The sequence below is a fragment of the Agrobacterium tumefaciens genome, from assembly GCF_005221385.1.
In the GTDB taxonomy this organism is placed as follows: domain Bacteria; phylum Pseudomonadota; class Alphaproteobacteria; order Rhizobiales; family Rhizobiaceae; genus Agrobacterium; species Agrobacterium tomkonis.
On the sequence record NZ_CP039904.1, the window covers coordinates 505,344 to 519,418 of the forward strand.

A 14,075-nucleotide genomic window follows, 5' to 3' on the forward strand; every position below is an offset into this window, starting at 1 on the left:
GTCGCACACCAAATGAGACACCGCTGCTTGGCCCATCTGCCGCCGCTTTGTCATTCTCGTACCGCGACAGAAAACGAAAATTCAGGCGGATAATGTGAGCAGCACGAGCGAATTTCTCTGGTATATCCCCAATGACGTCAAACCCGGCCATAGGGGCGATGCCGTCAGCGACAACCATAACAGCCTCGACACATTGACCAGCCATGCAAAGGCACTGGAAAATCATGGCTGGAAAGGCGCGCTGATCGGCACCGGCTGGGGCCGGCCCGACACATTCACGGTGGCGGCAGCGCTTGCGGCGCGCACCACCACCTTCGAGCCGCTGATCGCCATCCGCCCCGGCTACTGGAAGCCTGCCAATCTCGCATCCGCCGCCGCCACGCTCGATCAGCTCTCGGGTGGCCGGGTACGGATCAATGTCGTCTCGGGTCGCGACGAGCTTGCTGCCTATGGCGATGAAGAAGGTGATCAGGCACAGCGTTATGCGCGCACGAAAGAGTTCATGCGGCTCCTGCGGCGGCTCTGGTCGGAGGAAAACGTCACTTTTAGTGGCGATCATTTCCAGGTGAAGAATTCCACTGTTTCGCCGCGCATCGCCGCGCGCGAAGGCCGGCCGCATCCCAGACTTTATTTCGGCGGCGCATCCGAGGCGGCCGAGCAGGTCGCCGCAACCGAGGCCGATGTACAATTGTTCTGGGGCGAGCCGCTCGCCGGTGTGGGCGAACGGATAGAAAGGCTCAGGCATTTCTGTGAAAAGCTTGGCCGCGACCTGCCGCCGCTGCAATTCGGCCTGCGGATCACCACGCTGGTGCGTGAGACGACGGCAGAAGCATGGCGCGACGCGGAAGCGAAGGTTGCTGAAATGGCCGCAAATAACGGAGCGCGCTGGAACGACCATCTGCAAGGCGTGGCAATCGGCCAACGCAGGCTGCTGGATTTGCACCGTCAGAGCGACGTGCTGGACGACAATCTCTATACAGCGCCCGGCAAATTCGGCGGCGGCGGTGCCGCAACGACATGGCTGGTAGGTTCGGCGGAAGACGTCGCCGCATCACTGCGCAAATACCGCGCGCTTGGCATCACCCATTTCGTGCTTTCCGACACGCCTTACCTGAAGGAAATCGCACGGCAGGGCGACAGCTTGCTACCGCTGTTGCGGGATTGATGAGCGTGGCTTGAACATGGGCGGCCCGCCTCAGGCAAGGCCGCCCTGTTGCTTCGTCGGTCAACCGCCCACCGCCTTGATGCTCTGGCGGCCGAGGATCGTTCTAATCATGTGGCTTTGCGGCGCATGTGCCCTTGCCGTGATGGCATCGCGATGATGGCGTTCGAGATTATAATCCCGGCGTAGGCCGCGATTGCCGCCAAGCTCCAGCGCCAGATCCGTCACCGCCACGGCATTGTCGATCACCACGTGGCGAACGGCGAGCGCATCGGTTCCCACCCTTTCGCCAGCGTCGATATCGCGGGCGACGGAAAGAAGCAGGCGTCTGTTTGTCGCCAGCAGCACCTCGATCTGGCCAAGACCTTCCTGAATACGGGGAATGGAGGAGAGCGGCGCACCAAGGCTTGCGGGAACATGGCCATTCAGATGGCGCAACAGATCATCCCGCGCCGAAAGCGCAACACCGTGATAGACGGAAGCCAGCAGCGCGAAGAAATTATAACCGTCTGCCTCATCGCGCCGCAGCGGCTCGTCCGCCGGCTGTTCGGCAACGATATCGGCAAGTGGCACCCTTACCTCCTCCAGCACCAGATCATGGCTGGCGGTGGCGTACATGCCGGTCGCCTCCCATGCCTTTTCCTGGGCGATCCCCGGTGCGTCGAGCGGCACCAGAAGCTGGATGAGGCGCGGCGTCTCTTCCGTCGTCACGGCGAGCACGATCGCCCATTTCAGCCCTGGTAGGCCGGTGACGAAACTCTTGCGGCCATTGACCACCCAGAAATCGCCCTCGATCCGCGCCGTCGTTTCCGGCAGGCCGCCATGGGCCGGCGAACCGACACCCGGCTCCGCCTGTGCATTGTTCAAAAGCGCCGGTTCCCTGCTATTGGCGGCCAGCACCCTTGCCGCAAGTGCTGCCGGCCACTTGCCGCGCCGGATCGCGGCATGAACGCTGTAATGCATGGCGAGAATGAGGGCGGTCGACGGATCGCCACTGGCAATGGCGGCGATGACGGCATGCGCCGTTTCCATGCCCTCGCCCCAGCCACCATCCTTTTCAGCCGTCACGAGACCAAGCAGGCCGGACTTGAAAAGCGCTTCGAAATTGCCGGCGGCGAATTCGCCGCTTTTGTCATGGTCCGCCGCCGTCAGGCTGAAATCTTCGGCCAGCACGGTTGCGACGGTAACGGGGCTGGATTGCTGTTCCGGCGGGCGCGGGACGGCGGAAAGTGCTACGCTCATGCCACCGCCCTTTCACTTGCCGTCACGAAACGGTCGTCAATCCATCCGCCGAGATCGAAGTCGTTCTCAAGGAAACCCCACTGGTGCAGGAAATCCTTGTAATGACCGACAGCAGCCACAAGCTCTGCATCAAGGCCGAGACCGAGATGACGGTGAACTTCCGGCCCGTTGGCAGCCAGAACCTGTTCTTCCGTCGCACCGGCCTCACGCGCAATGAAACGACGGGTTTCTTCCGGATGCTGCTCCGCCCAGAGCGAGGCTTTGCCGATGGCGGCAACCAGTCGCTCCACCAGATCGGGACGCTCATCGGCCAGACGCCCGTCCACCGTCAGCACCCGGGGCGAACCGGAATTGATGCGTATCTTCGGATCGGGGTGAAAACCGAATTCCACCACCTGCACCGCACCGATCAGATTGGCGGCGGCAATACCCGCCGTTCCCTTGACGAAAATCGCATCGACCTCACCCCGCAATAGCGCGATGATCTCCTCACCGAAGGATTGCCGGCGCTTCAGCCCGAAAAGAGACGGCCCCTCCTGCGAGGCCAATACCGAATCCGTGATGACGATATCCTTCAGTTCGACATCATCAACCGTCAGCCCTTCCAGCGAAAGCGCCGAGACGATGCCCTTCAGCGCCGTCGCCCGCATGAAATCGACAATGCCCTCCGGCCTGCGCGGCACGCCGAAACGTCGACCGACAAGATCGGCAATAGAGCGGATACCGGTCTCCGGCAGGGTGATGATCGCCTGAAACTCATCCGTCCAGGTAATGCCGATGAGGCGCGTATTGCGCCCTTCCGAACGGGCGCGAATGGGCGGCACATTGCCGCCGTGGCGGAAGGACCATTCCAGCGTGTGGTTGAAATGGCTCTGACGAACGGAGCGGTCAGGCGAATCGATGATGGATTTCAGCGCTATGCCGACCTCCTCGAATGTCTGCCCGAGATAACCGAGCTGCGCCGCCAGTCCCACGGGCGTGGGCACCGGGCAGCGTGTGTACCAGATTTCAGAAAGTGACGTGCTCATGGCTTTGTCCTCGATGAAAGGGAAAAATCCCGGCCCACCACAAATGGGGGCCGGTTCTGGTGAGACGATCAGGATGCGGCGATATGCGCGAAGGCGAGGCTTCCCGCCACACCTTCGGCACCGATGGTGTGATCGGCGATACGCTTGTTGAAGATGGTGATCTCCGGTGCCGCGACGATGTCGATGGCAGGCACGTCCTCCACGAGTATCTGCTGGATTTCCTTCCATTGCGCGACGCGCTTGTCCGGATCGATCTCGATGGCGGCGGCTTCGAGAAGCGCATCCACCTTCGGATTGCTGTAGGCAGCACCATTGGAGAAAGGCACGCCCTTCTTGAAGTTCTTCGACCAATAAAGCCGCTGCACGCCGACGGTCGGATCGAAGAGATTGCTCATGCCCTCATAGGCAAAATCGAAATCGCGATCCGTATAGATGCGCTTGGTATAGGTGGCGAAATCCTGCGTGCGCACCGTCACATCCACGCCGACCTTCGCCAGCGCCTGGCGAATATAATCCGCACCGCGCGGATAGGCCTCGGTGCTCGGCACATAGTCCAGATTGAGCCTGAAACGGATGCCATCCGCACCACGCTTGTATCCGGCCTCATCCAGCAGCGCTTCCGCCGCCTTCAGGTCGATCGGATAGGTTTTCAGATCATCCACAAACCATTTCGTCAGCTTCGGATTAATCGGCCCGGTGATCGTCGCGCCATAACCGTAATTGACCGTGTTGAAGATGACGTTGCGGTCAATGACATGGGCGAAGGCGCGGCGAACGCGCACATCCTTGAACACATCCTTTTCGAGATTGAACTCAACGCGGCTGACGGAATTCGAATATTGATAGCCGTTGGTTTCGAAGCCGAGGCTCGGCAGCTCCTTCAGCCGGTCGAGATCGCTATAGGCGACCGGCGTGCTGGGCGCGAGATCGATCTCGCCGGTTTCGATGGCAATCGCGCGGGCCGAAGCGTCCGGAATGAAGCGAACGATCAGCTTGTCGAGATAGGGGCGCGGCGCATCCCAGTAGTCCGCGTTGCGCTCGAAAACGATATGACTGCCGCGCACCCATTCCTTGAATTTGAACGGGCCGGTGCCGACGGGTGCGAGATTGACAGGATTTTCGGTCACCTTCGTACCCTCATAGAGATGTTTCGGCACGATGGGCGTTTCGGCGGCGGCGAGCGCCGTGATCAAATAGGGCGCAGGTTTGGAAAGAACCAGAACCGCCGTCAGCTCGTCCGGCGCCTCGACAGCAGTGAGGTTCAGGAATGTATTTCGGCCGCGCGGGTGCACTTCCTTGATTGTGTTGATGGAAAAGGCCACGTCGGCGGAGGTGAAGGGCTTGCCGTCATGCCATTTCACGCCGGGCCTCAGCTTGAAGGTGTAACGCAGGCCATCCGCGCTCACATCCCATGATTTGGCCAGGAGCGGCTTGGGGTTTAGATCGAAATCATAGGTCAAAAGTCCTTCGGTGACCTTGGGCGATATGTAGACGGAATTATAGGCCGTATGCGCAATCGTCGTCAGCACCGGCGGTTCCGACGAAATCAGCAGCGTGGCCGTGCCGCCACTTACCGGCTCCGCCGCGTTAAGCCTCAGTCCCGGCAAAGACACCACGCCAAGCGCCACCGACGCCAGCAGAAATCCACGCCGCGTCGTCTGGTTGAAAACAGTCATGCGATACCCTCTCCTTGATCGAACCGGCGAAAAACCGGCAAACTGAACGGCCGCGCTTAGGAAGAAGTTTGTTCCGCAGAGGAGAGTGAGTTTGGCATGAAGAACCAACCATTCTCATAATTAGGAATTATCTTTTCTTTATTGCGCATTTTTCCGTAAATTTCAGAAAATAATTCTATTACTCTTTGACAAATTCCATAAAATTAGTCAACTAATACCAACACCCTCACGGGCTGATTTCACATTTTCACGCTTACGGACTGGAGCCGATGTCGAATTCGAAACGGATTTTATCGCAGGCAAAGCGGGTGGCCATTCAGGCCATTCCGACGGTTCTCGGTATCGTCATCCTGAACTTCTTCCTGCTGCAGCTGGCGCCGGGCGATGCCGCCGATGTGCTGGCGGCGGAAGCGGGTTCGGCAACCGTCGAGACCATGGCAGAAATCCGCTCTCGCTTCGGTCTGGATTTGCCGGTTCTGCATCAGCTGATGAATTATCTCGGCAATCTCGCCCAGTTCAGCCTTGGTTTTTCGCCGCGATACGGCATGCCGGTGGCTGATCTGATTGGCCAGCGCCTGCCGGGCACGCTTGCGCTGATGGGCGCAGCCCTTGGTATCGCGATCTTCGTCGGCGTGTTCCTCGGCTCCATCATGGCGCTTTTTTCCGGCAAGCTGCCGGACCGGATCATTTCGATCGGCTCGCTGATCTTTTATTCCGTGCCCGGTTTCTGGATCGGCCTGATGTTGATCCTGACCTTCTCGGTCAAGCTCGGCTGGCTGCCTTCGGGCGGGGATAGCACCATTGGCAGCAGCCTTACCGGTTTTTCAGCCTTTCTCGACAGGCTTCGCTATATCGTCCTCCCTGCCCTTTCGCTGGCGCTTTATTTTCTGGCAATCTATGCCCGCCTCACCCGCGCGGCGATGCTGGAAGTGAAATCGCAGGACTATGTGCGCACGGCGCGTGCCAAGGGCGTTTCGCCGATCAGGCTCACCACACGCCATATCCTGCGCAACGCGCTTATCCCCATCACCACCATGGCCGGCATGCATATTGGCGGCTTACTCGGCGGCGCAGTCGTGGTCGAAACCGTCTTTAGCTGGCCGGGCCTTGGCCGCCTTGCTTTCGAAGCCGTGATGGCGCGGGATTTCAGCGTGCTGCTCGGCATTCTGCTTCTCTCCTCCCTCGTCGTCATCATCGTCAATGCCGCCGTGGACCTGTTGCAGGCATGGCTTGACCCCCGCATCGGAGAAAGCCGATGAACTCATCCCACACAACGGCGGTTCTCAACACGGCCGAAATTGGTGCTGAAGAGACCAATCCCAAACCGAAAAAGCCGGAAGAAAAGGCCTGGCCTTATATCCATGCCCCGGATGCGCTTTCGGCCCGCTCCGTCTCCGTGCCGCGGCGCGGCCTGCGGCGGGAACTGAAAATCTTCCTCACCAATCCCAACGTCATCGTCGGGCTGCTGTTTCTCGCGACCGTCATCGTCACCGCGCTGATCGCGCCATTGATCTATCCCGGTGATCCCCTGGAAATGGTGGCCCGCCCGTTCCTTTGGCCGGGCCAGAATGCGGCCTATCCGCTCGGCACCGATTCCATGGGCCGGGATGTTCTGGCCGGCATCGTGCATGGCGCGCGCATCTCGCTTACCGTCGGTGTCGTGGCAACACTGATCGGGCTGACGATCGGCATCGCCGTCGGCGCCTTCGCCGGTTATTTCGGCGGCGTCATTGACGACATCCTCGTCAAGCTGATCGAAATCTTCCAGACATTGCCCAATTTCGTGCTCTTGGTGGTGCTCGTCGCCATCGCCCAGCCATCCGTCACCACGGTCACGTCAGCCATCGGTATCATCACCTGGCCGCTCGTTGCACGTCTTACCCGTGCGGAATTCCGCGCCATCCGCGAGAAAGACTATGTGCTCGCCGCCCGCAGCCTGGGTTACGGCCACGCGCGCATCGTATTTCAGGAAATCCTGCCCAATGCGCTGCCGCCGATCATCGTCACCTCCTCCGTCATGGTGGCGGGTGCGATCCTCATGGAAGCAGCACTCTCCTTCATGGGGCTTGGCGATCCCAACCGTGTCTCCTGGGGGTCGATGATCGGTTCGGGCCGCGATGTCATCCGCACCGCCTGGTATCTGACCGCCCTTCCCGGCCTCGCCATCGTCTTCACCGTCATTTCGCTGAACCTCATCAGCGATGGTCTCAACGATGCGCTCAACCCCCGTTTTTCGGAGGAACGCCGATGAGCAAACTGATCGAAGTCCATGATCTCTCCGTCAGCTTCGGCTCGGCCCAGCCGGTAAAAGGCGTCAGTTTCGATGTCAGCCCCGGCGAAATGCTGGCTATCGTCGGCGAAAGCGGCTCTGGCAAATCCCTGACGGCGCTCGGCCTGATTGGCCTGCTGCCCTCCCACGCCAAGACCGGTGGGCGGGTTCTGCTTGAGGATCGCGACCTGCTGCCGCTTTCCGAACGGCAATGGCGCGGTATTCGCGGCCGGGATATCGGCATGATCTTTCAGGAGCCGATGACCTCGCTCAACCCTGTCCTGACCGTCGGCGAACAGATCATCGAGGTGCTGCGCATCCATGAGAAGATCGACCGGCACCAGGCGCGCAAACGCGCCATCGAGCTTCTGGATCTCGTCAACATTCCCGATGCCGGCCGCCGGGTGGATGATTATCCGCACCAGCTTTCCGGCGGCATGCGCCAGCGCGTGATGATCGCCATCGGTGTTGCCTGCAATCCTAAATTGCTGATCGCCGACGAGGCGACGACAGCGCTCGACGTGACGATACAGGCGCAGATACTCCAGCTGCTAGACAATCTGCGCCGCGACCTCAACATGGCGGTCATCCTCATCACCCACGATCTCGGCATCGTGGCGCAATGGGCGGACCGGGTGATGGTCATGTATGCCGGCCGCAAAGTGGAAGAAGGATTGCCGGAGCCGGTTTTCTCAAACCCCTACCATCCCTATACGCGCGGCCTGCTTGCGGCGTCACCGCGCGCGGAAGACGGCCAGCATTATCGCGATGGGCCGCTCATTGAAATTCCCGGTTCCATCGTTTCCGCCACGGGGGAACGCGGTTGTGCCTTCCGGCCACGCTGTCCGAGCGCCCGTGGTTTCTGCGGGCAGTTCGTACCGCCGCTGCGGCATATTTCGGAAGGTCGCTACGCCGCCTGCCCCTTCGTTGCTCCCACATCCAAGGAAGTATCCGATGACGCTCTTGTCAGTGCATAGCCTGTCCACCCATTACACGGGCGGACGCGGAACCGTGCGTGCCGTCGATGACGTCTCGCTCGATATCGAGGCGGGCGAGACCGTGGCGCTGGTGGGTGAATCCGGCTGCGGCAAATCCTCGCTCGGCAAGTCACTGATGCGTCTGGTCGAACCGTCTTCCGGCCGGATCACCTTCAAGGGCGCCGATGTCACGGCAATGACGTCATCGCAACTGCGCGGCATCCGCCGCCGCATCCAGATGATCTTTCAGGACCCCTTCGCCTCGCTCAATCCCCGCCAGACGGTGCGCACCATCCTTACCGGGCCGCTGAAGGTGCACGGCATCGGCGACCGGCCGCGCCAGCGGGAGATTGTTGAAGCCATCGTCGCACAGGTTGGCCTGCCGGCTGACGCGCTCGACCGTTATCCGCATGAGTTTTCCGGCGGCCAACGCCAGCGCATCGGCATTGCCCGCGCGCTGGTTCTGGAACCGGAACTGGTGGTCTGCGACGAGCCGGTTTCGGCGCTCGATCTTTCGATACAGGCGCAAATCCTCAACCTTCTGGTGGAGATGAAAAAGCGGCTTTCGCTGTCCTATCTCTTCGTCTCCCATGATCTTTCCCTGGTACGCTATTTCTCCGACCGCGTGCTGGTCATGTATCTCGGCAAGATCGTGGAAAGCGCCCCGACATCGGAACTCTGGGCTTCTCCGAAGCATCCTTATACTCGCGCCCTTCTCGCTGCCGTTCCCGATCCCGCCCGCCGCAAGCAGGCGGCCCCCATTTCCGGCGATCTGCCCAGCCCGCACGATCCGCCATCCGGCTGCCGGTTTCACACCCGCTGCCCGCTCGCTACCGATCTCTGTCGCGAAAAAGCGCCGGATTACAGCCTTTTCGGCAAGAAACACGCCGTGGCCTGCCACCATGCCCAATAACCTAAAGGAGCAACCATAATGGTCGATTATCGCTATCTCGGACGCAGCGCGCTGAAAGTTTCACCGCTCAGCCTCGGCACCATGATGTTCGGAGGCCCGACGCCGGATGACGTGGCCTTCCGCATCATCGACAAGGCGCGCGAACAGGGCATCAACTTCATCGACACCGCCGATGTCTATCACGACGGCAAGTCTGAAGAGGTCGTTGGCCGCGGCATCAAGTCCACGCGCGATCACTGGGTTCTGGCGACGAAATTCGTCAATTCCCACACCAAGGGTCCGAACCTTGGCGGCCATTCGCGCAAATGGGTGATCGAGACGGTCGAGAATTCACTGCGCCGCCTCAACACCGACTATATCGATATTCTCTATTTCCACCGCGCCGTCTTCGATGCGCCGCTGGAAGAGCCAGTGCGCGCCATCGCCGATCTCATCCGCGCCGGCAAGCTGCGCTATTTCGGCGTGTCGAATTTCCGTGGCTGGCGTATCGCCGAAATTTCGCATCTGGCCGATCAGCTCGGCATCGACCGTCCCGTTGCCAGCCAGCCGCTCTACAATATCGTCAACCGCACGGCCGAAGCCGAGCAGCTGCCGGCAGCCAATCATTATGGTCTTGGCGTGGTGTCCTATTCGCCACTCGCACGCGGTGTGCTGACCGGCAAATATCAGCCGGGCGAACAGCCGGGCGCCGATACCCGCGTCGGCCGTGGCGACAAGCGCGTTCTGGAAACGGAATGGCGTCCGGAATCGGTTGAAATCGCCCAGAAGGTTGCGGCCCATGCCGCTTCGAAGGGCGTTTCGGCGGCGGATTTCGCGCTCGCCTGGGTGCTGAACAACAAGTTCGTCACCGCCGCCATCACCGGCCCGCGCACCGAAGAACATTGGAACGGCTATATCCGCGCCCTCGATGTGAAGATCGATGCCGAAGATGAAGCGCTGGTCGACAGCCTTGTGACGACAGGCCATCCCTCCACGCCCGGCTTCAACGATCCGAGCCATCCCGTCGAAGGCCGCGTGCCGCGCAATCTCGAGCCCGCACCCCGCCCGGCGCTCAAGCCACGCGCGGTCGCCTGATCGTCCAGACGAACACGCCTGCGGCGCGATTGTGCCGCAGGCCCTCACATCCGTTCAGGGAAAACCGCAATGTCCAATCCGAAACTACAGACAACCACCACCGATAATTCCGGCGTGCCGAGCCGGGACGAGATTCTGGCCCGGGCAAAGGACATTGCGGCTATCGCGGCCAAGGATGCCGCCCGCCGCGAACGCCAGCGGGAACTTCCTTTCGATATCTTCGCCCTTATCAAGGAGGCAAAGATCGGCACGCTGCGCGTTCCCGAAGCCAAGGGCGGACCGGGCGGCTCGATTGCCGACTATATCGAAGTACTGATGATCCTCGGCGAAGCCGACAGCAATATTCCGCACGCGCTTCGCAGCCATTTCAATTTCACCGAAAACCTCGCTCTGGCCCCTATCGAGCTGGAGGACCGACGGCATCTCGAACATGTGCTTGCCGGCAAACTCTTCGCGGGCGCCAGCACTGAACAGGGCACCAAACGCCCCGGCGAAATCACCACGCGTCTAAGCGCCGACGGCGACCGCTACCGGCTGAACGGCCGCAAATGGTATGCGACCGGCACTGCCTTTGCCGATTTCGGTACCTTCAGCGCCATCGGTGACGACGAACAACCGATCGGCGTGCTCATTCCGCTCGATCGCGCCGGCATCACCATTCTCGACGACTGGGACAGCATGGGCCAGCGCATGACGGCAAGCGGCGGGGTGCTACTTGAGAATGTCGAGGTCCTGCCGCATGAGCTGACGACCCGCAAGCTCGGCACCCAGATCGGCCGCCACAGCTCGGCCATGCGGCAGCTGCATCTTGCCGCTTCGGCCGCTGGCGCTGTTCAGGGCGCGCTGAATGACGGTGTCGATTATGTTCTGCGCCAGGCGCGCACCACGCTTCACAGCGCTGCCGAAACCGCCAATCAGGATCCGTTCGTGCAGAAGATGCTCGGCGAAATCAGCGCCGGTGCCTTCGCGGTGAAGACCCTGATCCGCGAAGCGGCGAGAACGCTCGACCGCACCGCTGCGGCCTTCGCCACCGGGGACGAAGAGGCGATAGAGGCGGCCCTGCTGGAAGGCTCGCTCGCCACGGCCCGTACCCAGATCATCGCCTCGCAGCTTTCTTTGACGGTCGCCACCAATCTTTACGAACTCGGCGGCGGCTCGGCGACATCGAGCGATCGGAATTTCGACCGCCACTGGCGCAACATCCGCACTGTCTACAATCACAATCCGCTCGCCCACAAGGCGAGGGTGATCGGTGACTATTACCTGAACGGCACCACGACGCATCTCCGGGAAGGCCGGGTGTTCTGACCATGCGGAAGATGCAGGCGGCAAAGGAGGGACAGCAATGAGAACGGAGTTTGTTGCTCCCGCCGGGAGCCGGGCGGCTTTTCGCCTGCCCACACTTTCCCGGCTGCCACCGCTGACCGCCTTGCGCGCTTTTGTGGTGGCCGCCCGCCACGCCAGCTTCTCGCGGGCGGCGGAGGAGCTGCATGTCTCGACCGCGGCAATCGGCCAGCAGGTGAGAATTCTCGAAACCCATCTCGGCCAGCCGCTTTTCAGCCGCCAGCGCGGTGAATTGTTGCTGACCGATGCCGGCAATGCGCTTTATCCCGGCCTTGCGGACGCCTTCGAGACCATGATCGGCAGCCTTTCCGACCTGATGGTTTCGAACGCCCGACCGCAGCTGAAGGTGCTGGCCGAAGGCTGTTTTGCCGCCCGCTGGCTGGCTCCGCGGCTGGGCAGCATCGTTCCGGCACTCGGCGACGTCGAGCTTTCGATCGAATCCCTTGAAAGCGAAACCATCGACCTCACCCATTTCGATGCCGATTGCGCCATCGTCGCCACTCATGCGCAAATCCCGGGCTTCATTCAAGAGCCGCTTTTCGCCGACACGGTCAGCGCCGTCTGCACCCCGGATTTCGCGGCCCGCCATGCGCTTGCAGACGAACCGGAGCGGTTGCGAAATTTCGGTTTTGCGATGTTGCGTGGCAATGGCGTGGACCCCGCCTTCGAATGGGCAAACTGGCTTCGCGCCTGCCGCATTCCGCTCAGGCTTTCTGCCACCGGCCCCCGCTTTTCACGCCAGACCGCGCTGATAGAGGCGATTTTATCCGGCCACGGCATCGGCCTCGTGCGCCATTCGCTGATTTCGGAAGATTTGAAAAACGGCCGGCTGATCGCTCCTTTTGGCTCACCGCAGCCGACCGCCAGCCGTTATCACCTGCTGACCAGTCCCGACAGGCGGCGGCTGCCGGAGGTCGCATCTCTACTCGCTTTGTTGCGCGAGGATATGCGCTCTCTCGAGGCCGCCGCCTGAACACGCCCGTCCCACCTCAGGCGCGCTCCCTTTGCAGCTCCTGGGCCGCATAGATGTTTTCAGGCCGTGGCAGGCCATAATGGTCGCGCAGCGTATCGCCCTCATAGTCCTCGCGGAACAATCCGCGCCGCTTCAGGATCGGCACTACCTCGTCCACGAAGATATCGAACCCGCCATTCAGCCATGGCGGCATGATGTTGAACCCATCGGCAGCGCCCTCGCGGAACCAGGTCTCTATCCAGTCCGCCACCTGTTCCGGCGTTCCGGAAATAACCTTGTGGCCGCGCCCGCCGGCAAGCCGGTGCAACAATTGCCGGATCGTCGGATTTTCCCGGTCTATGACATCAAGAACCAGCTGATGGCGGCTGCTATCCGCCTGAGCGCGTGTCGCCTCGACGGCCTCAATCGGCAGCGGCTGGTCAAGATCGGCCGATGAAAGATCGATACCGGTGATGCGCTGCAATTGCCCGAGCGAAAAGGCAGGCTGGATGAGATCGTTGAAGGAGGCCTCAAGTTTGCGCGCCTCCTCTTCGGTTGACGCAATGAAGGGGCTGATGCCCGGCAGGATTTTTACATGGGCGGGATTACGCCCCGTGGCCGCGACACGTCGCTTGATGTCAGAATAAAAAGACCGCGCACTCTCCAGAGTCTGATGCGCGGTAAAGATTGCCTCGGCATAGTGAGCCGCAAAACCACGGCCCTCCTCCGAGGAGCCCGCCTGAACATAGACCGGCCGGCCCTGTGGTGAACGGGGTACATTCAGCGCGCCCCGCACCCGATAAAATTCGCCATCGTGATTGACGGGGTGGATGCGGTCTGTCTCGGCAAACAGACCGCTCTCCTTGTCGGCGACGATGGCATCGTCTTCCCAGCTATCCCAGAGCTTCGTCACCACATCGACGAACTCGATGGCCTGACGGTAACGATCGGCATGCGGCGGGTGCTTTTGCAGATTGAAGTTGCCGGCTGCGGCATCGGCCGAGGTCGTGACGATGTTCCAGCCCACGCGCCCGCCGCTGATATGATCGACCGAGGCAAACAGCCGGGCAAGATTATAAGGCTCATAATAGGTGGTGGAGGCCGTTGCAATGAAGCCGATCTTTTCCGTGACGGCGGCAAGCGCCGAAAGCATGGTGATCGGTTCCAGGCGATGGCGGGCGGCATAGCGGATATTGGCGTCCAGCACCGGCGCATCGGCAAAGAAGATGGCGTCCAGCTTCGCCGCCTCGGCCTTGCGGGCAATATCCTGATAGAGCGTGATATCGGTGACGCGGTGGGGCTCCGAGTCCGGATGCCGCCAGGCCGCCTCATGATGTCCACCCGGATAGATGAAGGCGTTGAGAACCAGCTTTTCGGATTTTCTGCTCATGGAAATGACCTCTTTTTCGCTCTGATGCGGCTTGAAACCGAAGGCAAG

The 14,075-nt window shown here is 61.1% G+C and carries 12 protein-coding genes; 8 read left to right on the forward strand and 4 right to left on the reverse strand.

Features of this window, described 5'->3' with window-relative positions; translation table 11 throughout:
• The first annotated feature begins 94 nt into the window (after positions 1–94).
• A complete protein-coding gene (locus CFBP6623_RS17490; protein ID WP_046801450.1) occupies positions 95–1,165 on the forward strand; it encodes an LLM class flavin-dependent oxidoreductase in 1,071 nt (356 codons plus the stop codon).
• A 60-nt stretch (positions 1,166–1,225) separates the two neighbouring features.
• Here the strand turns inward: CFBP6623_RS17490 and CFBP6623_RS17495 are convergent, their stop codons facing one another.
• The 3 genes from CFBP6623_RS17495 to CFBP6623_RS17505 all read right to left on the reverse strand — a co-directional run bounded on the left by CFBP6623_RS17495 (position 1,226) and on the right by CFBP6623_RS17505 (position 5,108).
• Positions 1,226–2,404 (reverse strand): acyl-CoA dehydrogenase family protein, encoded by a 1,179-nt coding sequence (locus CFBP6623_RS17495; RefSeq protein WP_046801451.1) that lies wholly within the window; start codon positions 2,402–2,404, stop codon positions 1,226–1,228.
• Positions 2,401–3,432, reverse strand: coding sequence for an ABC transporter substrate-binding protein (locus tag CFBP6623_RS17500; protein WP_046801452.1), 1,032 nt, complete (start codon positions 3,430–3,432; stop codon positions 2,401–2,403). Before CFBP6623_RS17500 ends, CFBP6623_RS17495 begins: the two co-directional genes overlap by 4 nt.
• A gap of 68 nt (positions 3,433–3,500) precedes the next feature.
• Positions 3,501–5,108 (reverse strand): ABC transporter substrate-binding protein, encoded by a 1,608-nt coding sequence (locus CFBP6623_RS17505; protein WP_046801453.1) that lies wholly within the window; start codon positions 5,106–5,108, stop codon positions 3,501–3,503.
• A 269-nt stretch (positions 5,109–5,377) separates the two neighbouring features.
• Here CFBP6623_RS17505 and CFBP6623_RS17510 point away from each other — a divergent pair, with 269 nt between their 5' ends.
• From CFBP6623_RS17510 to CFBP6623_RS17540, 7 genes are all read left to right on the forward strand, one after another.
• A complete protein-coding gene (locus CFBP6623_RS17510) occupies positions 5,378–6,367 on the forward strand; it encodes an ABC transporter permease (RefSeq protein WP_046801454.1) in 990 nt (329 codons plus the stop codon).
• A complete protein-coding gene (locus CFBP6623_RS17515) occupies positions 6,364–7,359 on the forward strand; it encodes an ABC transporter permease (protein ID WP_046801455.1) in 996 nt (331 codons plus the stop codon). Before CFBP6623_RS17510 ends, CFBP6623_RS17515 begins: the two co-directional genes overlap by 4 nt.
• Positions 7,356–8,354, forward strand: coding sequence for an ABC transporter ATP-binding protein (locus tag CFBP6623_RS17520; RefSeq protein ID WP_046801456.1), 999 nt, complete (start codon positions 7,356–7,358; stop codon positions 8,352–8,354). Before CFBP6623_RS17515 ends, CFBP6623_RS17520 begins: the two co-directional genes overlap by 4 nt.
• Positions 8,332–9,267 carry an ABC transporter ATP-binding protein gene (locus tag CFBP6623_RS17525; RefSeq protein WP_080842812.1) on the forward strand — a complete coding sequence of 312 codons (936 nt, stop codon included), beginning with the start codon at positions 8,332–8,334 and terminating at the stop codon, positions 9,265–9,267. Before CFBP6623_RS17520 ends, CFBP6623_RS17525 begins: the two co-directional genes overlap by 23 nt.
• An 18-nt stretch (positions 9,268–9,285) precedes the next feature.
• Positions 9,286–10,341, forward strand: a complete 1,056-nt coding sequence (locus CFBP6623_RS17530; protein ID WP_046801458.1) for an aldo/keto reductase — start codon at positions 9,286–9,288, stop codon at positions 10,339–10,341.
• Between the two features lie 69 nt (positions 10,342–10,410).
• A complete protein-coding gene (locus CFBP6623_RS17535; protein ID WP_062653059.1) occupies positions 10,411–11,649 on the forward strand; it encodes an acyl-CoA dehydrogenase family protein in 1,239 nt (412 codons plus the stop codon).
• Between the two features lie 37 nt (positions 11,650–11,686).
• Entirely contained in the window at positions 11,687–12,658 is a 972-nt protein-coding gene (locus tag CFBP6623_RS17540; protein WP_080842813.1) for a LysR substrate-binding domain-containing protein, read from the forward strand.
• Between the two features lie 16 nt (positions 12,659–12,674).
• Here CFBP6623_RS17540 and CFBP6623_RS17545 read toward each other — a convergent pair whose 3' ends face one another.
• Positions 12,675–14,027, reverse strand: coding sequence for an LLM class flavin-dependent oxidoreductase (locus CFBP6623_RS17545; RefSeq protein ID WP_046801487.1), 1,353 nt, complete (start codon positions 14,025–14,027; stop codon positions 12,675–12,677).
• Positions 14,028–14,075 lie beyond the last annotated feature (48 nt).